We start from the raw sequence: 18,551 nt of genomic DNA, 5'->3' as shown, positions 1-18,551 counted from the left end.
ACCACGAGGAAACGAAGAGCACGAAGCGAGGAAGCAGGCACTGGGGGAAAATCTTTCAGACGGTCCTTCGTGCTCTTCGTCTCTTCGTGGTTTCATTTCATTTTTGCGGCAGCGCTGGCGCTTTGCCTAACCGCTTGTGCGCGCAAAAACCCCGAAGCTGAGCGGCAAACGGCAGTGCAGGTAACGCTGGCCCGCGTGCAAGGTTGTCTGAAGCAAACAGCGCCGAATGCGGCATTGCCGGTGGCCGTGGCAGAGATTACGCGCCTGCCGCAGGAAACCCGTGTGCGACTGGTCGCCTTTGCCAGTCAGGAAGCGGTGGAATTGAATCTGCCGGTTTATTTGCTCAGCCGGGGCCGTTGGCTGATTGACGAAAAGGAACGTGTTTACTTGCTGGATGAAAATTGCCGCGAGTACAAGCTGCAAGACCGCAAGACGATGGACGGTCAGCCCTTCCCCGCCACAGGCAAAGTGAGTCTGAAAGCGGGCGAGGCCTTTACCTTCAAGCTCAGCTTTCAAGCCTTGCCGGCAGAAACGCGCGTGGGGGCGTTGGTCTATGGCACAACCGTTTTGCCGTTTGCGTTGTGGCCGCCGGCCGCTTAATTGCCGCTCTTTTGCCCGTCGTCCGGTTGTCCGCCTTCGGTTAAGTTGAAACAGGAGTTTTTCAGCAGTTCCGCTTCGCTATTGGTGAGCGGTTTGCGCCGTTTGTGGGGTTGGCGGTTGCCATAAAAAGCGTGCCCGCAATTGTCACAGCGGTAGGGGCGGATTTGCGTCAGACCAAAGACCAGGCGCTGCCAAAACTTGCGATGGCGGCGGCTGACTTCGCGCGAATCGCAGTGCGGGCAAATCTGGCTGGAGCCGTTTTTGCGCCGTTCATCTAACTCTTCTTTGAGCTTTAACAGCGGCTCTTCCGTCGGCAATGACGGGGGCGGCGCACTGATGCGCGCGCGCATGTTGCTGGTTGAGGCATCTGGTGGATCAATCACATCAGGCGCTGGCGTTCCAGACATCACTGGTTCCAAGTCGGTCTCGAAATTGTCTGGCAAATCCGGCAGAGGCCCGCGCGCGGCATAGGCGGCGGCGGCAGTGGCGACGTGCACCGGCAACGCCGAACGATCAAAGCTGATCGCCGGCTGCAACCGCCGGGCCGCCCCGCCAGGTTGTCCCAAGGATTCCAAATCAACCGCTGGGGCCGCATTAAAGACATCGGCTTTACGCTTGGAGCGCTGTCCGTTCCCGCGCTTCGGTTCACGCGGGCAAAAGGCACGAAATTCGAAATTACAGTTATCGCAAAGCAGCGTGCGGATACCCAGCAGTCGCAACGGCAGCGGCGCCGTGCGATAGCCATTTCGTAACCGCTCACTACCACAAGATGGGCACAAAGCCATGTCGTACCTTTCTCAAGCAAGAGGTAGTTTCAAACTTTGCGTGGATATTTCGGAAGGGGAACTAACACCGCGAATCGTCATCGTTTGGGACGCGCGGACTCTAGCATTCCCGCTTTGGTTTGCAAAGTCACGTCGGCGCTATTTCACTACGCGGCCAGGCATTTCTTACGCCAAGCGGCCTTTTTTGTATGCGAATCCGCAGCCTTGAGGGTGAGAGGCAACGGCCTGGCTACAAGCCAACGGTTCCGGCAATCTGACTTGGTTCGTCGCTTATGATAATTTGCCAGCAGTCTCCGGCTGGCAAGGTTCCGGCAACTCTGCAAAGTAAAAACCGTGGTTCAATCGTGGTTCAATGATGAAGAAACAATTGCTCGCTCAATTCATCCGCCGTATGCCCAAGGTCGAATTGCACGTTCACCTCGAAGGCTCCATTCAACCGGCTACGCTGCTCGAACTGGCGCGCCGCAACGGCGTCACGCTGCCCGCTGACGACATCGCGGGATTGCAACGCTGGTACCGTTTCACCGAGTTCAAACACTTTATCGAAATCTATCTGACGATCTCGTCCTGCATCTGCACCCCGGCGGACATCGAACTGATTGCCACTGACTTTCTGCGCCAGCAGGCCGCGCAAAACATCCGCTACAGCGAAGTCACCTTCACGCCCTACACGCATTTCAGCACCAACCGGCGCATTCCCTTCGCTGAGCAATTCGAGGCGCTCACACGGGCGCGTGCCTGGGGACTGCGCGAACTGGGCACGCGCTGCAATTGGGTTTTCGATCTGGCGCGCAATGTGCGCCCCGTTGAACACAGTTTGACCGTCGCGGAATGGGCGATTGCGGGCAAAGACCAAGGCGTCGTCGGGTTTGGCTTGGGGGGCTTGGAAGCGGGCAATCCGCCCGAATTGTTTGCCGAAGCGTTTGCGCGCGCGCGCGCCGCCGGGTTGGCCGCCGTGCCGCACGCGGGCGAAATCGCGGGGGCGGAAAGCGTGCGCGGCGCCATCGAGGTGCTGCACGCGCGCCGCATCGGTCACGGCGTGCGTTGTCTGGAAGACCCGCAACTGGTCGAACTGCTGCGCGCGCGCCAAATCCCGCTCGAAGTCTGCCCGACCAGCAATGTTTGTTTGGGTGTCGCGCCTTCTTTCGCCGCACATCCGCTGCCGCGCCTGCTGGCCGCGGGGCTGTATGTCACGCTGAATTCCGACGACCCGCCGATGTTCAACACCACGCTGACGGATGAATATCTGCAAGCCGCCGCGACCTTCGGGTTTGAGGTAGAGCAAGTCGAACAACTGGTGTTGAATGGGGTGCGCGCCTGCTTGTTGAATGCGGCTGAGCTGGCGGCGATGGAACGCGACTTTCAGACGCAATTCGCCGCGTTACGCGCGGAGTTGTTGAACGTTTGAGAAGTTACCGCACCGGCACTTTGCTGGATTTCAGGCTGCGCAATTCACGCAACAGTTGCAGCGCCCGCGCAATCTCGCCCTCGTTCAAGCCCTGTTTGCCAAAGCGCGCGCGCTGGTACAACCCCGTCAGTTCCGTGACTTGCGGCCAGCGCAGTTGGGCGGCGAATTCTTGCGGCGTCTGCGCCGGAGTGCGGCGTTTGCCCGCGCGTGCCAGCGTGTCGAGCAATTCCTGATAGAAGGCGATGGCCGAACGCGCCGGGTCGTGTTTGAACCGATAGCGCCAGGAACGCCGGTATTGCCGCCACAAAAACACCGCCAGCAAACTCGTCAACAACACCAGCAGGAATTGCGTCACTGGATGCCAGAGCAGCACCCGCGTCCGTTCAGCCAACGTGGGCTGCGCGGCGGTTGACTCGATCAGGCTGGCGGACGTGTCGGCTGGATCATCCCACGCGGCCAGCCATTCGTTTAGTTTGCGCCGCCAATCGAACCAGCGCGTGCTGGATTCATAACGCCAGGATTGCAACTTGTGCTGCGCCGCCAGCAGCATCGAAAGCTGTTCGCCCGCGTCGAAGCCGACGATGCGCTCTTGCCAGAACATCTGCATCGCATCGCCATAATGCCGCATCCAGGCCAGCCAGCCGTTGTCATAAACATTCAACCCGGCATCCGGCGTCGGATCGAAGGTGATCCAGCCGGATTTCGGAAAATAGGCTTCGACCCACGAATGCGCGTCGGATTGCCGCACGGTGTAAACATCCGCCACTTCGCTGTATTCGCCCATCTGGAAGCCGTTGACCAAGCGCGCCGGAATGCCGTGCAGACGCAACAGCAAGACCATCGCCGAAGCAAAGTATTCGCAATGTCCGGCTTTGGCATTGAACAAAAAATCGCAGACCGGGTCGCCCGCTTCGACTTCCTGCAAATCGAGCGAATAGGCATAGTTGTCTTGCAAATGCTGTTCGATGCGCCGCGCCGCTTCGTATGGCGTTGCCGCGCCGTGCGTGATCGTTTCAGCCAGTTTTTTCAGCCGCCGGTCGGGTTCGTCGGGTAATTGCAGGTAAAGCCGCCGCGTTTCTTCGGAGTAGGAGCCCGAAGCGTCCGCTTGCAATTTCTCTGCGGGCATTTCGCTGGTGTCGGACTGGACGGTGTAGCGGTAGCGGTAAAACGCGTGCGGATCAGTCCAGAGCGCCCCGGCATCATCACGCTTCAGCGCATCCAGTCCACCCACACTAATTGCGCGCGCCGCCGCAAAGACGATGTCGGAATTAAGCGGTTCCAGGAAAAATTCCTGTTCGGTGTAAGGCTGTCGCGCGGCGCGTTCGCTAATCACGTAATAGCCTGTCCCATGATCATCCAGTCGGCTGGGCCGGGGCAGCGTGCGCGACCAATTGCCATTTTCGTATTTGTCCAACGCCAGCCCGCGCCAGCGCAGCCATTGACGCGGTATTAGCGGCGGGAACTTCACGCGCACACGCATCACGACTTGCGGATTGAGTTTGATGCGCGCGACTTCGCCCAGGCGCACGTTCTCGGAAAAGCCCGACAGCGCCTCGCCGCGCATGAAGTTGCTGGGCAGGGCGCGCGCCACGCGCGGCATCACCAGAAAGAGCGGCGCGGCCAGGGCAAAGATCAACAACAGCGCGGCCCCCGCAAAGAGCGAAACATTGTGCCAGCGCGGCGCACCCAGCGTTTTGCGAATGCGGCGTCCGGCGCCGGCAAAGCCGAATTGCCGCGGCTCACGCCAGAATTCGGGTTGGCCGGGCTGGCTCTGCTGTTGTTCTTCAAAGCTGTGCGCGGCCCGCTGTAATTCAAAACTCACCAGCGTCGAGATGGCCGCGAACAGGTACACGATCAATAACACCAAAAACGTCGTGTCAATCATCAATCCGGCGGCAAACAGCACCTGCATAAACGACACGGTATACAGCCAACGCCAATCGCGGTCGTTCTTTTGGCGCAAAAGCCGCAACGCCACGGTAAAAAGCAAGAACCGCATGGTGATCGCCGGCAGCGTCGAATCGAGAAAATACCAATCCGCCAGCGCCACCGGCAGCCAGGCCGGCACCAGCCAGTTCACCCAGCGTCTGGGTTCCCACCAACGCCTCAAACCGCAATCAATCAGGCAGGCCAGCAACAACACGGCGGCAAACAGCGACAGCGAAATCAAATCGAGCTGATGCGTCGCCACCAGCATCGCCGTGCCCGTGGCCAGCAAACCGTATGATGAAAGTTTGAAGTAACGATCCAAGGTCATAACGCTCAACGTGACGTAATGAATAAATTCTTGCTGTAAATTTTTCGGAGACAGCAGTTTAGAGTTCACGCTTCAGCGTGTGCGTAACGGCCCGCAGACACGCTGAAGCGTGAACTCTGAACGTGCCCGCAGACACGCTGAAGCGTGAACTCTGAACGTGCTCCCTTTCCAACCCCGCATTATTTACAGCCAGCAAAAACTCGTTACAACGAAGGGTTGTCCTTACAACTCGTCGAAATGAATCATCTGTGTTGACGCGCCTAAGCCGCTCGGCAACATAGCTGGCGCTGCCGAAGTCAGCCAGATGCGGAATTCATTGCGCAACTCCGCACCCGTCCACTCTGCTGTGGTAGCGGCGGGTTCCGCCACAGCTTGCTCCGTCACTTGCAAGCGCGCCAATTCGCGCAACAGCGCGTACCAATGCGCGCGGCTGCTGCCGTAACCAAAATCCGCCGCGCCAATCAACAATCGCACCTCGGCGCCCGCCCGGATGAAATATTCGAGCAAACTGGCCGTCAACGCGATGGCGCGCTCGAAGCGCTCGCTCTCGGCCACGGTGGCGCGAATATCGAAATGAATCGTCACGCGCCAATCGTCTTCGCGCGTGAACTCGCGCACCATCAGCCGCGCGGTTTTGGCGGTCGCCTTCCAGTCAATCGTGTGGCGGTGATCGGCGGGCCGGTATTGGCGAATCGCATAGAGGTCGCTGCCGCTGCCCTTGCGCAGGCTTTCGACCTGTCCCAGCGCTACCGGCAACGAATGCTCAAACTCGCGCAAGGGTTGCAACGCCGGATACACGACCAATTCACCCCGGCTATCGAGCGTGTAACCGCGTTCGACAAAGCCGAACGGAAAGCGCGTCACGACCGCCAGATTTTGCAGTTCATACACGCCACGCCGGGCGAAGGTATGCGTCAATCGCACTTGCGAGCGGGCGCGGGGCGGCACAATGGCAAAAAAGGCCAGCTCGCGCGCGTCGGCTTTGGGTTCCTGCAAGACGGCCAGCAATGAAAACGACGGCAACAGGCGTTTGCGATTGGTCAGCGTGAGTTCCAGCGTGGCCGGTTCGCCCGCGAAAATATGCTTGGGCGGTTTCAGGTCTAACTCAAGCCGCGTCAGATTCAACCGCGCCGCCACGGCGGAGACAACCGAGGTCGCCAGCAACAACGAAAAAATCAGATAGAGCAGATTGTTGCCGGTGCTGAAAGCGGTGAGCGCGACGACAATCACAAAGGTGCCAAAGGCGATGCCGATGCCGGGCAGTTGAAAGGGCGCGCGGAAAGGCAAGGCTTCGGGCTGCACCACCTGCGCCAGCTTCGGCAAGGCATAGGCCACCAGCAAGACAAAGATGCCCAGCGCCGCGCGCATCCACCCCGTCGCCCAACTCAGATCGCCACGTTGCCGCGCAGTCAGCGCAATCACCAACGAACCCAGCGCCAGACACGCCAGCGTCCCGGCGACGACGGCGAAACTGAGATTGTTGCGACGCAGGAAGTTGAACATAGAAAATCGTTGAACCACGAGGGCAGATGGGGGCACGGGGAAAACCAAAGAGGTGCCGGAAAATTACAGTAGACTTTATCGGGATTAAGCAACGAGCGAACCACGGGGCGCACGGGGAACGCAAGCAAAATCCCAGCGGCGGAAGAGTTTCGAACTGTCGGTCTGCTTTGTGCTTGCCCCTCTTCCCCCGTGTTCCCCGTGGTTAATTCCTATTCCCGATAATGTCTAATTTATGCAGCGCGTACCAGCGACACGGCGAAACAGAAAAGCAACTCACCGCACCAGCAAATCCTCGTGCTCCCCGTGCCCCGTGGCTGGCTTTTTACAGCGGCACGCGCAAGCTGTTGACGATCTCCAGCAAAATCTCTTCGGCCTCTTCGCCGTGATGCAAGCGGCTGGCGTAACGCGAGCTGACGACGACGCGATGCCCGCAGACGGGACCGACCAGCCGTTTGATGTCATCGGCCAGGCAATAATCGCGCTCTTCGGTCAGGGCCAGTGCCTGCGCCGCGCGATACAACGACAGCGCCCCACGCGGGCTGACGCCCAGTTCCAGCTTTTCGGAATGGCGCGTCGCATTGACGATTTGCATCAGGTAATCGAGCAAGGCTTCGTCCATCCGCACGCCTTTGACCTCGTCCTGCAAATCCAACACGTCGTCGGCGCTCATCAACGGCACGACGCGCTCAATCGGATGGCGCTGCGCCTGTTGCCGCAAAATCTGCTTTTCTTCTTCGACCGCCGGATAGCCCATACGGATGCGCATCAGGAAACGATCCAGTTGCGATTCGGGCAGCGGGTAAGTGCCGTGATGTTCGAGTGGGTTTTGCGTCGCCAGCACCAAAAACGGGCGCGGCAAATCATACGTTTGATTCTCGATGGTCGCGCGGCCCTCGGACATGGCTTCGAGCAGGCTGCTCTGTGTTTTTGGCGTGGTGCGATTGATCTCGTCCGCCAGAATGATGTTGGCGAAGATGGGGCCGGACTTGAATTCAAAGTCGCCCGTCTGTTGGTTGAACACCGATACGCCGACGATGTCTGACGGCAACAGATCGCTGGTGAATTGGATGCGCTGAAAGCTGCCGTCCAGACAGCGCGCCAGCGTTTGCGCCAGCGTGGTTTTGCCGACGCCGGGCACGTCTTCGACCAACAGATGCCCACCCGCGAGCAACGTCGTGATGGCAAGTTGCACGACTTCGGACTTGCCGCGAATGACGCTCTCAATGGTCTGTTGCAACTCACGCAAGCGCGCGGTTGTAGTGATGGTTGTTGCTGCTGCTATCAATCCTACTCCTTGCCAAATCAGCCGCCTCGAAACTATGCGCGAACTCAGCCCGCGAACGCGGGCGGCAGCATAAAGCCTGGGGCGCAGGCGCAGCCGGAACCCCAGGTAGTGTCAATGATGAATTCATTCAGCCCACGAAGTGGGCGGCAGACATTAGTTTGGTTGTCTTCGTCTACTTCTGACGATCTGTCGCCCGCGTTCGCAGGCTTGACGTGCAAGCACTACTTATCCCAGGGTTACACGCTCTGCGTTTCACCCTGGGCTTTATTCTGATGCCCGCATTCGCGGGCTAAAGCTATACGCAGCAATTCCGTCTCACCAGCCAATCGCATATCGTCCGCGCCGTACATCCGCCCCTGCTTCAATCAATTTGCGCTGTGGATCATACAGGATGATGGTCGGCGCGGCGGTGGGCGCAAAGTCGGGTTTGACTTCGATCTTGTGGCCGCGTGCCTTCAGCGCTTCGTGCAACGCTGCGCCGAAGCGGCTCTCCATATTCAAAATGCCCGGATTGAACTTGTGATCTTCAAACGAGCTGACGAAATGCAAAGTTTCAAACCGGGCCGCTTCGACCGCTTCCTGCGGATTCATGCCGAATTCGATCACGTTGAGCAGCACTTGCAGCAACGCCTGATCCTGGTTGTCGCCGCCCGGCGTCGAGAGCGCCGCAAAAGGCTGGCCGTCTTTCAGCACCAGCGTCGGCGAAAGTGTCACGCGCGGGCGCTTGCCCGGTTGCAATTCATTTGGATGGCCGGGCGTGAGCAGGAAGCTTTGCAGCCGCGACGAGATTGGGATGCCCGTGTCGCCCGCCACCACGCTGGGCAGCCACGCGCCGCTCGGTGTGGCCGAAAAGACGTTGCCCTGGCCGTCAATCACGTTGACGCAGGTCGTGTCGTGCGCGCGTTCGGCTTCTGGGATTTCGGTCGGGCCGGTTGGAACGTAACCAATCAATTGCGCCAGCGAACGTTTGTTGACCGGGTCGCCGGGCCGCTGCTCCATTGAAGCGACTTGCGGATCAATCAGCGCGCGGCGCATGGCCGTGTATTCGGGCGAGAGCAATTCGACTGCCGGGACTTTGACGAAATGCGGGTCGCCGTAATAACGGTCGCGGTCGGCAAAGGCCAGCTTGATCGCTTCGGTCAGCGTGTGCACGTAATCCGCCGAATTGTGTTTGAGCGCCTTCAGATCGTAGCTTTCCAACAGATTCAACGTCTGCAACAACACCGGCCCCTGCGCCCAGAATCCAGTCTTGTAAACTTCGTAGCCGTGAAAGTTGACCTTGGTCGGCTGGTCAAGCTCGGCCTTGAAAGCGGCCAGATCGCCCGCGCGCAACAGCCCGCCGGCCTTTTCCACCGCATCGCAATAGCGTTTGCCCAACGGCCCGCGATAAAAATGATCGCGGGCCGCCTGCAACGCGGCGCTACGGCCCCGCTTCGCATTTTTCTTTTCGACCTCGACCAGTTCGCGCAAGGAATTGGCAAGGTTCTTTTGCACGAAGATGTCGCCGACCTTGGGCACTTCGCCGTTGGGCAGGAAGACGGCTTTGCTGGCGGGCCATTGCTCAAAGACGCTGCGCGTGTTGCGAATGTAAGACACGCGCAGTTCGTCAATTGGGAAGGCCTCGGCCAATTCAATCGCGGGCTGCATCACATCGGCCAGCTTCAGCGTCCCGAATTTATCGAGCGCGACAACCATCGCATCCAGCACGCCGGGCACCGTCGCTGCCAACGGGCCGGTGCCGGGGATCAACCCCGGTTTGCGCCCGCGAACTTCCGGGCCATCCGCACTCGCGCGCTTCTCAAAAAATTCGCGCGTCGCCAGCTTAGGCGCAGTGCCCTGCCCGTTGATGGTAATGACCGGCTGATTCGCCAGCTTAATCAAAACTGGGACTTCGCCGCCGAACGCAAAGTGCGAGAACTCAATCACCGAACCGGCCAGCGTCGCCGCGACGCCCGCATCCACAGCGTTGCCGCCGCGATGCAACATCCGCAAGCCCGCTTCGACCACCGCGGCTGTCCGCCCGCGACGACGCCCCGCGTGCCACGCACTGGCGGACGAAAGGTGTCGGGCCGTTGCGTCTGGGCAGAACTAGAGTACAGCGGCGCGCTGGCAAGCAGGCCAACCAGGCAATAGATGAGTAACTTTGCAGGCTTTGATTTCATCGGGTGATCCTTTCTGTATCGCGCAGGGGTTGCTGTGGCGTTGCCGCCAGGACGAAAAAGCAGGCCACTTCTACCAAATCGCCGCCGCTGGGACAAGCCGTCGAACCGGTAGCGCAACCCGCCGAGGTTGCGCCGCTGCATTGGCTACGACATTCAAGCCGCCCCGGTCTTCCACCGCTTTGTTGCTGAAGCTGCGCAACCTCGGCAGTTGCGCTATTGTGCCCCTTCGCCAAAACACGCCGTTGTGAGCGAATGCGCGCTTATGCTAAATTCCGTTTGCACCAAAAGACCAGTTGAACAAGGAATTCAGGCAATTCAGGGAGGTTATTTTCAAACGACACTATGCCGATTTACGAATATGAATGTTTGAAATGTGGAAATCACTTGGAAGTGATGCAGAAGATGAGCGATGCGCCGTTGACCAAATGCCCGCAGTGCAAGGCCAACAAACTGGAAAAAATCTTTTCCCAGACGGCCTTTCAGTTCAAAGGCTCCGGCTGGTACGTGACCGATTACAGCAACAAAGGCAAAGAAGCCAAAGGCGGAGACAAGAAAGCTGAAAAAGCCGACAAGACGGAAAAAACTGAAAAAGCTGAGAAAACCGACAAGGCTGATAAAGTGGACAAGGCTGATAAAGTGGACAAGGCTGATAAACCAGACAAGAGTGAGAAGAAAGAAACTGCCGCAAAGGCAAGCACGACTTGAGTGCTTGCGCGCGCGCAACTTGTAGCTGAATTAAGGTGGAAAAAAGGAGTCGTTGAAATGCAAAGTAGTAACTCATCGTTGAAGCAACGTCGCATCAGGTTTGCGCTCCTTCTTTCCACTTCTCTATCCCTGTTGCTCCCCGTTCTTCCGGCGTTCAGCCAATCGGGCCGCAATGTGATCAACAACCGCCGCACCCTGGTCATCCCGGTCATTGCGCAACGCGTAGACGATCCGAACAAACCCAAACGCCTGTTGGCCAGCACCGAAGACAAGGCCGAAGTCGAGAAATTTATCTCCAAACTGGAATTGGAACTGTTCGACGGCAGCGTGCTGCAAAAGGTCGAATCATTCGCGCCCGACCCGACGCCCGCGCGCATCGTCGTCTTGCTTGATAATTCGGCGACCATCCAGACCGATGTCAAAAAACTGGCCTCAGTGCCCGCCGCCTTCGCGCCGGAAATTTACGAGGGCGACAAGGTGCAAGTGATCGGCTACGACACCAAACCCGAAGTCATCACCGAATGGACGGACAAGCCGGAGGATTTGCAGAACACGGTGGCCCTGCTGCGCAAGACCGATGCGCCACACTTGTTCGACGCACTGGACGTGACGATGGAAGATGTGTTGCGGCCCGAGGTAGGCTTCAGCAAACGCATCATCGTGATCGTTGGCGACGGACTGGATCGCGACAGTAAAATCAAATTCGAGAAACTGCTCGCCACCTTGCAGGACGAGAACATCACCGTTTACGCCATCCAGGTGCGCGACCGCACGCGCGGCGCGTTGCGTAAGAACGCGCCCAAAGCCGCTGAAGCTCTCGAAAAACTGACTGAGGGTACCGGCGGTAAGATTTTCCCGATTGACGGCGACATCAAAGTGGCGGTCAAAGAGATTTGCGACGAATTGCGCAATGACCGCTACCAACTCACCTACTACCCCGAAGGCATCAACCCGATCAACAAACGGCTGCTGCTGATCTCCTCTTCCGACCAGACGATCAAGATGCGGCATAAGGCATACCATCCGCCGCGCGGGCAGTAACGCAGCTAGCTATTGCCGTACCAACTCAACCCGGTAATCCTCAATCACGGGGTTTGCCAACACATCGTGCGCAAACTTTTCGATCTGTGTTTTGGCCGTCACTTCGTCCAGCGTCGCGTCGAGTTTGACCTCGAAATACTTACCCTGCCGCACGTCGTCAATGCCCTGATAGCCGATGGTCGAGGCGGCGTGGTGAATCGCCTTGCCTTGCGGGTCAAGCACGCCGGTTTTCAATGTCACATACACTTTTGCCAACATTATATTTTTCCTTTGCTACGTCGGGACGGTACCGCGCGCGTCAGCAAGCGGACACTCTAGCTAAGAGCCGCTTGCTGACGCGCGCGGTACCGTCCCAATCTCATGTGTCCTGATTCAACGGCAGCGCGCCGCTGTATTTGGTAATCCCTCCGCCAAACACCCGCTCAAAGACGCGGTCTACGTTTTTCAGCATCAGTCGCACATCAAACGCCTTTTCAATCTGTTCTGCCGTCAGCCGCGCCGCGATGTCGGCGTCCTGTTTGACCAGCGCGCGGAAATCCAGCCCCTCGTCCCACGATTGCAGCGCGTTGCGTTGCACCCAGTAATACGCCTCTTCGCGCGCGACGCCCGCGCTGGCGAGCGCTAGCAGCAACTGGCCCGAAAAAACGATGCCGCGCGTGAGGTTCAGATTGGCGAGCAGTTGGTCTTGGTTGACGACCAGCGTTTCGATCAGCGAGGCCGCCTTCGCCAGCATGTAATCCACCGCGATGCAGGCGTCGGGCAGGATGACGCGTTCGGCGGACGAATGCGAGATGTCGCGTTCGTGCCAGAGCGCGTTGTTTTCAAAGGCCGTCAGCGCGTAGCCGCGCACGACGCGGGCCATGCCGCACAGCCGTTCGGAGAGAATTGGATTGCGTTTGTGCGGCATCGCCGAAGAGCCTTTCTGGCCGGGCTTGAAATACTCCAGCGCCTCGCGGACTTCGGTGCGTTGCCAGTGGCGGATTTGCAGCGCGAACTTTTCGATGGACGAGGCGATGATCGCCAGCACCGAGACGAATTCGGCATAACGGTCGCGTTGAATCACCTGCGTCGAAACGCTGGCCGGACGCAAACCGAGCAGGAAACAAACGCGCTCTTCGATGTCAGGGTCGAGATGGGCAAAGCTGCCGACCGCGCCTGAAAGTTTGCCGTAACTGACCCCGACGCGCGCGCGCGTCATACGATCAATGTTGCGCCGGTTCTCTTCGTACCAAAGCGCGAAAGTCAGCCCCAGCGTCGTCGGTTCGGCGTGCACGCCGTGCGTGCGGCCAATCATCGGCGTGTCTTTGTGCTCCAACGCGCGCTCTTTCAGCACGTCGCTCAAGCGTTGCAGCTTGGCCAAAATCAAATCGCCCGCTTCGACCAGTAAGAGCGCATTGGCCGTGTCCACAACGTCAGACGAAGTCAGCCCGTAATGCACCCAGCGCGCCTCAGGGCCGATGTGCTCGGCCAGATTGGTCGTGAAGGCGATGACATCGTGGTCCAGCGTCTTTTCGAGTTCGTGAATGCGCTCGACCGAGAATTTGGCTTTCTCTTTGATGACGAGCACGGCCTCGCCGGGAATGTTGCCCGCTTCAGCATTGGCCTGACAGGCGGCAATTTCAACTTCGAGCCATTTTTGGAAACGGTTTTCTTCCGTCCAGATCGCGCCCATTGCGGGCAGGGTGTAGCGTTTAATCATCTTTAGGTTTATTGAAAAATCGCAGTAGGATATGAATTAAAAACAGGATCAATTGTCATCAGTGTCAGGCTGTGGGCCAATGCCTGGCAAACCAACATTCGGTCAAAGGGATCGCGGTGCACTAACGGCAAGCTCGCCAATTGCGCAACACTGATTTCATCAAGTTGTCAGTCGTTGATTTGGTGCTGCCGACGCTGCGCTGGAATGTATTGCTCTAGCGCTTGCGGCAAAGGCAGCTTGCCGATTTGATATTTGATGCTGATCTCCCAAAACGAAACGACGCTCAGATACGTTTGATTGCCCGGCTCACGAATCGCGTCGCGCATTTTGGCTGGCAAGCGTGCGTCCCGGTTGATGAACCAAAGGAAGAGGTCCGTATCCAGCAAGAGCTTCATCTTCCCTCAAAGGCGTCTAGCAATTCATCAGGTAAGGGGTCGTCAAAATCATCCGGCACGACAAATTCCCCCGCGGCCAAACCATACGGGCGCAATTGCCCAGGTTCCGCCTCAGGTGCCGCCACTGGTTTAATTTCTGCCACAGGCTCGCCCGCTCGCATTACCAGCAGCGTTTCGCCTGCCGCGATGCGTTGCAGCCAACTCATGCCAGTACGTTCTAGTTCATCTACAGTAATCGTACTCATAGCGGCATTATCAAAGCTCACTTGGTTGAAATCAATCTTTGGCTTTCTGATACAGCGACCAGCACAACACGCTCAACGCCGCCGCCCCAATCGGAATCACCCAATTCGGCCTTTCAGTTTCGGCGCGCGCCACCAACAAAAAGGCGAGCGTCCACAGCAGCGCCGTCGCGCCCAGGGCAAAGCTGGCACGACGATAGGCTTTCGCCAATTGCTGTTTCTCGTCGCTCATCACTCTCCCACCCAATAACTGCGCCGCGAGCGCACAGTCAGGCCTTTACGCGCAGCCAGCACTTCGATGGCGCGCGTGTTGTCCAGGCTCGGGCGCGTCTCGGTGATAAAGGCCAGGCTGTATTGCGCGCCGATTTCAGCGGCGATGCGCCGGGGCGAATTCACCAGTTCGTCATAATTCGGCGGCTCTAGCCATTCGCCACCCGTCGTCTCGGCCAAATCGCGCAACTGGATCGCGGCGCCTTCGAGCAGGCGTTGATAGCGTTGCAATTCCTCGATGCGTTTGCGCGCGTTGCCCAGCAAATCAATACCCGCCGGCGCATTGGCTTTCACGCGCTGTAACGCGATGCTGATCTCTTCGCGCAAGACTTCGGCCCAACCGACGATGTAAAGCGTCGCCTGCGCGCGGGCGAGCGCGTTGATCGCCTGTTGACGATTCGTCTTGCTGGCCGAATCCAAACCATCGCTGATGAGAATGACGATGCGGCGCCCGGTTTTGCGTTCTTCGAGTTTCTCGGCGGCCAGCTTGAGCGCGTCGTAATAGCGGCCTTTCAAGCCGATGCGATATTTCGCCTGCAAGGCGCGCAACGCCTCAGCGCCATCGCTCGTCCAGTCCTGCACGAGTTGCACTTTGTCGGCGTATTGAATGATCGCCAGGCTGTCGGCGGGCGAAAGCTTCTTGACGAGATTGTCGGCGAATTCGCGCGTCGCCGGACGCGCCACAATTTGATACTCGCCTTGCTGATGCCACATAGGCTTTTGCTTGTCTGCGCTCGCGGCTTCTTTCTCCGCTTCTGAACGGGAACGGATGTGCGTGCCGTTTTTGAAGGTGCCGAGTTCGTTGTTCAGGTCGAGCATCAATACGATGTTGGCGGGTTCGTGGCGTATGTAACTGACCGGACGCGGTTCGCCGTCTTCCAACACCAACACATCTTTGGGTTCGAGATCGCTGACCAGTTTGCCTTCCGCGTCGTAGGCGCTCAGAGGAACGATGACCTCTTTGGTTTCGATGCGCGCAATAGGCTTTTCAGTAGCCGGCTGTTGACCAGGCTGTTGTTGCGGTTTGCGGCCAGATTGGGCGCGGCTGGTGAGTGGCCGCAGAAAAGGAACAAAGAGGCAGCTCAACAGCGAGACAGCGAGACAGCCGATGACAACTGGGTTCTTACCTCTCTTGCTCTTCATCTCGCCTGCTCTCCTGCACTCAATCATCACAACTCAATCCACTCGCTCGGCGCGCCGTATCGCGCGATGCGCACGCGCCGTTCGGCGTCGGCGCTAAACAGCGGCGCGCGTTCCTGCAAAGCCTGAATCGCGGCCAGCCGGGCGATTTCAGGATGATTGGTGTTTTGCGACAGATGCGCCAACACGATATGCGCCGCCTTGCCGTCGAAATCATCACGTAAAAATCGCGCCATCTCGTCATTCGAGGTATGGCCCACACGACTCAGAATGCGCTGCTTCAACGCCCAGGGGTAATAGGTGCAAGCGCGCAACATTTCGATCTCGTGGTTGGCTTCGATGATCAACGCATCGGCGCCGCGAAAGCGCTCCGCCGCCAGCGCGTTGATGTAGCCCAAATCCACCGCCATCCCCAGCTTGCAGCCATTCGCTTCGACCGTGAAAGCCAGCGGGTCAGCGGCATCGTGCGGGATTGCAAAGGGACTGAACCGGAACGCCCCGATTTGGAAATCTTGCGTTGAGCAGATGGCTTCGCCGCGCCGCACCAGCGGTTGCTTGTCGCCGAGCTTACAGGCCACCAGTGTGGCATCGGCGACATAAATGGGCACGTTCAGCGCTTTGCACAACGCCGACAGGCCGCGCGCGTGGTCGCCGTGTTCGTGCGTGATGACGACGCCGTCGAGTTTGGCAGGGTCTTCGCCGACGGCTTGCAGACGTTTGATGGTTTCGCGCCCGCTCAGGCCGCAATCCACCAGCACACGGGTTTCACCCGCGACCAGCAGGGTCGCATTGCCGGAACTCCCGCTGCTCAGGATGCAAATGCGCATTGATTGAAGGGTGAAGGACAGAGTGGTCTGTTCAAATAGGCGCGCATCCTAGCATACGGTTTGCGACGCTCACAAACCGAGCCTTGCATCCGAACTTCGGACAAAGACGGCGTGACAAAACCGGGCGGCTTGGCACGCGTAGCGCAACCCGCCGAGGTTGCGCCGCTTCATCTGTCGAGCGCCGGCGCCAATTGAAGCCCTGGTCGTAGTTGATGAAGCCGCGCAACCTCGGCGGGTTGCGCTACGCGTGCGCAGAGCACTTCCCTTTTCAAGTGCGCTCAGACTCACGGCGCGGGGCGGCGTCCAGGTGGCGGGTGGTGTGTTCGGTGATGCTTTGCGGTGCGCCCACAGCTTGTTCGGGCAGCTTGAGTTCGGAAGTGGTGGGCACAGGGAGTTGCGGTTGCGGAGAGGCAGGCGGCATGGGTACGGGGACGTTATAGCTGGGCGGCGGCGCAAATTGGCGTGGTTGCTCTCGCAAGGAAAGATACTGGCCAATCCCCTTGCCCATTGCGCCGAAAGCCGGAATCAGCATCCAGAACCACCACCATTTGCCCCCTGGGAAAAATTGCCAAATCGCCAGTGACAAGAATAAAAACCCCAGGCCGCCGAAAAACTCTTTGCCGGCGCTTTCCATACTCAATGGCCGATTGTGCCGACGGCGACCCCGGCGGTCATACACTAAACCGATCAACGGTTCGGCTGGGGGCGCGGTCGGCAATTGGCCGGTCAAAGCCTGTGGCACCAGACTGACATTCGCGCCGCACTTGCGGCAAAACTTCATGCCATCCACTTGAGCGGCACAGTTTGGGCAATACATCGTGTTCCTCCATTCGGTGAGCGGGTGACGCCTCTTCCTACGTTCACGCGTGCCGCCCAGTTCGTCAACACACCAACTGGGCGCGTTTGAACTTGAAGCCTTTCAGATTTCCCAAGCCCGTGACGGCAAAGGCGGCAGGTTGGAAAAGCTCGTGCGCCAGCCGTTGCACGTCTGCTGCGGTGATGACCACGCCTAAGCATCTGGCTTGTAAGGATTCAACTCGGCTGTCACAATACAGCGTAGAGAATGCCGTTGAGTAGGAGCCTTTTAGGATCAGGTCGCCCGCTCGCGCCGATTGTCCCATCCGTTCTTAGATATTGATGAACAAGAGCAACTCTTTCGTTTTGATCATTAAAGTAGGCGACCAGTTGGCTGCGCGTGCAAAATGGCTCATTGGCTAAAGGCAAAGAGGGGTGACGGTCTTTTAGTACTTTTGCGGTCATCTCTCCTTGCTGAACTTTTTCCCAAAACTGACCGTTATTAAACATCTCACGTAACTCTTTATCACTGACTGGATATAAGGGGTAACTATTCATGACAGACCTTGAAATCAGATCAAAATTAGCAATCTATCTCGCTGGAAAACTCACAAAGCAGCAATTTCAAGAATGGTTGATAGCGGCTACGTGGGACATTGACCAATCGCCTGATGAGAAATTGAGACAACTGGTCTACACGATTGAATTGGCTTTTGCGGAAAACCATAGTGGTCACCTACCTGACGATGAGCTAAAAAAGGAACTCATACCACTGGTCAGAAGTTTCACTACAAAGTTGGTGACTGGAAGCAATAAGGTTTTCATCGCAACAGGGACAAGTTCAGCTTCAATAGCTATCTCTACCCCTGTAAGACTCGGTGATAGATCACTCGCAAAGGTACTTTCGTGACAAGGTCATCGTGCAGGTAGACATTGAACCAGTGGAGTCCTTCTTCTTTGATCTCCAAATTCAGTTGAAGCTTAACATTCACCCCGCGCTCTTCCCCTTCAAATAAGGCAGTGAAGGACGCCTGATTAGTTTCCTCTCCGCTAGGCGAAGATAAAGTAAGCTTTATTAAGTAACTGTCTCTGGCTAAACCCGACTTGAAACCCAAAAACAAAACTAGGTTGTTGACAGGAATTGACGGCATTTCTTCAGGTGCTTCACCAGAGACAGTAAAAATCAGCCGGTCAACCATCCTGATAATGCTATTTACACCATCTTTCTCTTCGATGACCATGTGGCATAGCACAGCCGCTGATATAAAAGGCCCTGCAATTTCGCTTGCCATTATTCCTCCAATGATGGGTTAGGTTCATGATTGATCAGTCTCAGTTATGCCTTCCATGCCTCCCCAGCTTTGACCAATCAAGTGGATTGCTATTCGCTTGATGTACCAAACTCTTTATGTATTTGACGAACAGAGAGATTGCCTC

Annotated in this window: 18 protein-coding genes and 1 pseudogene; 4 read left to right on the top strand and 15 right to left on the bottom strand. The window is 57.7% G+C overall.

What is annotated here, in order from left to right; translation table 11 throughout:
- Positions 1-69: 69 nt before the first annotated feature.
- Positions 70-600: a hypothetical protein gene (locus HY011_18440; protein MBI3424919.1), complete on the top strand. Its 531-nt coding sequence runs from the start codon at positions 70-72 to the stop codon at positions 598-600.
- On the opposite strand, the gene HY011_18435 is transcribed toward HY011_18440, so the two are convergent.
- A complete protein-coding gene (locus HY011_18435) occupies positions 597-1,166 on the bottom strand; it encodes a hypothetical protein (protein MBI3424918.1) in 570 nt (189 codons plus the stop codon). The two genes, HY011_18440 and HY011_18435, sit on opposite strands and share 4 nt — an antisense overlap.
- A 571-nt stretch (positions 1,167-1,737) precedes the next feature.
- Between HY011_18435 and add the strand changes: the two genes are divergently transcribed.
- Entirely contained in the window at positions 1,738-2,793 is a 1,056-nt protein-coding gene (gene add / locus HY011_18430) for an adenosine deaminase (protein MBI3424917.1), read from the top strand.
- Positions 2,794-2,797: 4 nt separating this feature from the next.
- Here the strand turns inward: add and HY011_18425 are convergent, their stop codons facing one another.
- From HY011_18425 to HY011_18410, 4 genes are all read right to left on the bottom strand, one after another.
- Positions 2,798-5,050 carry a DUF3488 domain-containing protein gene (locus HY011_18425; protein MBI3424916.1) on the bottom strand — a complete coding sequence of 751 codons (2,253 nt, stop codon included), beginning with the start codon at positions 5,048-5,050 and terminating at the stop codon, positions 2,798-2,800.
- Positions 5,051-5,272: 222 nt separating this feature from the next.
- Entirely contained in the window at positions 5,273-6,553 is a 1,281-nt protein-coding gene (locus HY011_18420) for a DUF58 domain-containing protein (protein ID MBI3424915.1), read from the bottom strand.
- Positions 6,554-6,875: 322 nt separating this feature from the next.
- Complete coding sequence (locus HY011_18415) at positions 6,876-7,835, bottom strand: MoxR family ATPase (GenBank protein ID MBI3424914.1); 960 nt, start codon at positions 7,833-7,835, stop codon at positions 6,876-6,878.
- 318 nt (positions 7,836-8,153) lie between these two features.
- A complete protein-coding gene (locus tag HY011_18410; GenBank protein MBI3424913.1) occupies positions 8,154-9,845 on the bottom strand; it encodes a gamma-glutamyltransferase in 1,692 nt (563 codons plus the stop codon).
- A 497-nt stretch (positions 9,846-10,342) separates the two neighbouring features.
- Between HY011_18410 and HY011_18405 the strand changes: the two genes are divergently transcribed.
- A complete protein-coding gene (locus HY011_18405; protein ID MBI3424912.1) occupies positions 10,343-10,705 on the top strand; it encodes a zinc ribbon domain-containing protein in 363 nt (120 codons plus the stop codon).
- A gap of 57 nt (positions 10,706-10,762) precedes the next feature.
- Positions 10,763-11,746, top strand: a complete 984-nt coding sequence (locus HY011_18400; protein MBI3424911.1) for a VWA domain-containing protein — start codon at positions 10,763-10,765, stop codon at positions 11,744-11,746.
- Positions 11,747-11,755: 9 nt separating this feature from the next.
- Here the strand turns inward: HY011_18400 and purS are convergent, their stop codons facing one another.
- The 10 genes and pseudogenes from purS to HY011_18350 all read right to left on the bottom strand — a co-directional run bounded on the left by purS (position 11,756) and on the right by HY011_18350 (position 18,406).
- Complete coding sequence (gene purS, locus HY011_18395; protein ID MBI3424910.1) at positions 11,756-12,004, bottom strand: phosphoribosylformylglycinamidine synthase subunit PurS; 249 nt, start codon at positions 12,002-12,004, stop codon at positions 11,756-11,758.
- A gap of 100 nt (positions 12,005-12,104) precedes the next feature.
- The gene (locus HY011_18390; protein MBI3424909.1) at positions 12,105-13,445 is read right to left on the bottom strand and encodes an adenylosuccinate lyase; all 1,341 of its coding nucleotides are present in this window, start codon (positions 13,443-13,445) and stop codon (positions 12,105-12,107) included.
- A gap of 8 nt (positions 13,446-13,453) precedes the next feature.
- Positions 13,454-13,840 (bottom strand): annotated as a pseudogene (locus HY011_18385) (type II toxin-antitoxin system VapC family toxin).
- Positions 13,837-14,085 (bottom strand): type II toxin-antitoxin system Phd/YefM family antitoxin, encoded by a 249-nt coding sequence (locus HY011_18380; protein ID MBI3424908.1) that lies wholly within the window; start codon positions 14,083-14,085, stop codon positions 13,837-13,839. The pseudogene HY011_18385 and the gene HY011_18380 overlap by 4 nt, the downstream one beginning before the upstream one ends.
- Positions 14,086-14,116: 31 nt before the next feature.
- A complete protein-coding gene (locus HY011_18375) occupies positions 14,117-14,314 on the bottom strand; it encodes a hypothetical protein (GenBank protein MBI3424907.1) in 198 nt (65 codons plus the stop codon).
- A complete protein-coding gene (locus tag HY011_18370; protein MBI3424906.1) occupies positions 14,314-15,495 on the bottom strand; it encodes a VWA domain-containing protein in 1,182 nt (393 codons plus the stop codon). Before HY011_18370 ends, HY011_18375 begins: the two co-directional genes overlap by 1 nt.
- Before the next feature lie 26 nt (positions 15,496-15,521).
- Positions 15,522-16,319 (bottom strand): MBL fold metallo-hydrolase, encoded by a 798-nt coding sequence (locus HY011_18365; protein MBI3424905.1) that lies wholly within the window; start codon positions 16,317-16,319, stop codon positions 15,522-15,524.
- 268 nt (positions 16,320-16,587) lie between these two features.
- Positions 16,588-17,136, bottom strand: coding sequence for a zinc ribbon domain-containing protein (locus tag HY011_18360; GenBank protein ID MBI3424904.1), 549 nt, complete (start codon positions 17,134-17,136; stop codon positions 16,588-16,590).
- 227 nt (positions 17,137-17,363) lie between these two features.
- Entirely contained in the window at positions 17,364-17,624 is a 261-nt protein-coding gene (locus HY011_18355; protein MBI3424903.1) for a hypothetical protein, read from the bottom strand.
- Between the two features lie 350 nt (positions 17,625-17,974).
- Positions 17,975-18,406 carry a hypothetical protein gene (locus HY011_18350; GenBank protein ID MBI3424902.1) on the bottom strand — a complete coding sequence of 144 codons (432 nt, stop codon included), beginning with the start codon at positions 18,404-18,406 and terminating at the stop codon, positions 17,975-17,977.
- Between the last annotated feature and the right edge of the window lie 145 nt (positions 18,407-18,551).

The organism is Acidobacteriota bacterium (genome assembly GCA_016196035.1).
GTDB lineage: Bacteria > Acidobacteriota > Blastocatellia > RBC074 > RBC074 > JACPYM01.
The sequence above is the reverse complement of the archived record's forward strand: the minus strand, read 5'-3'. Positions and strand labels throughout refer to the sequence as shown.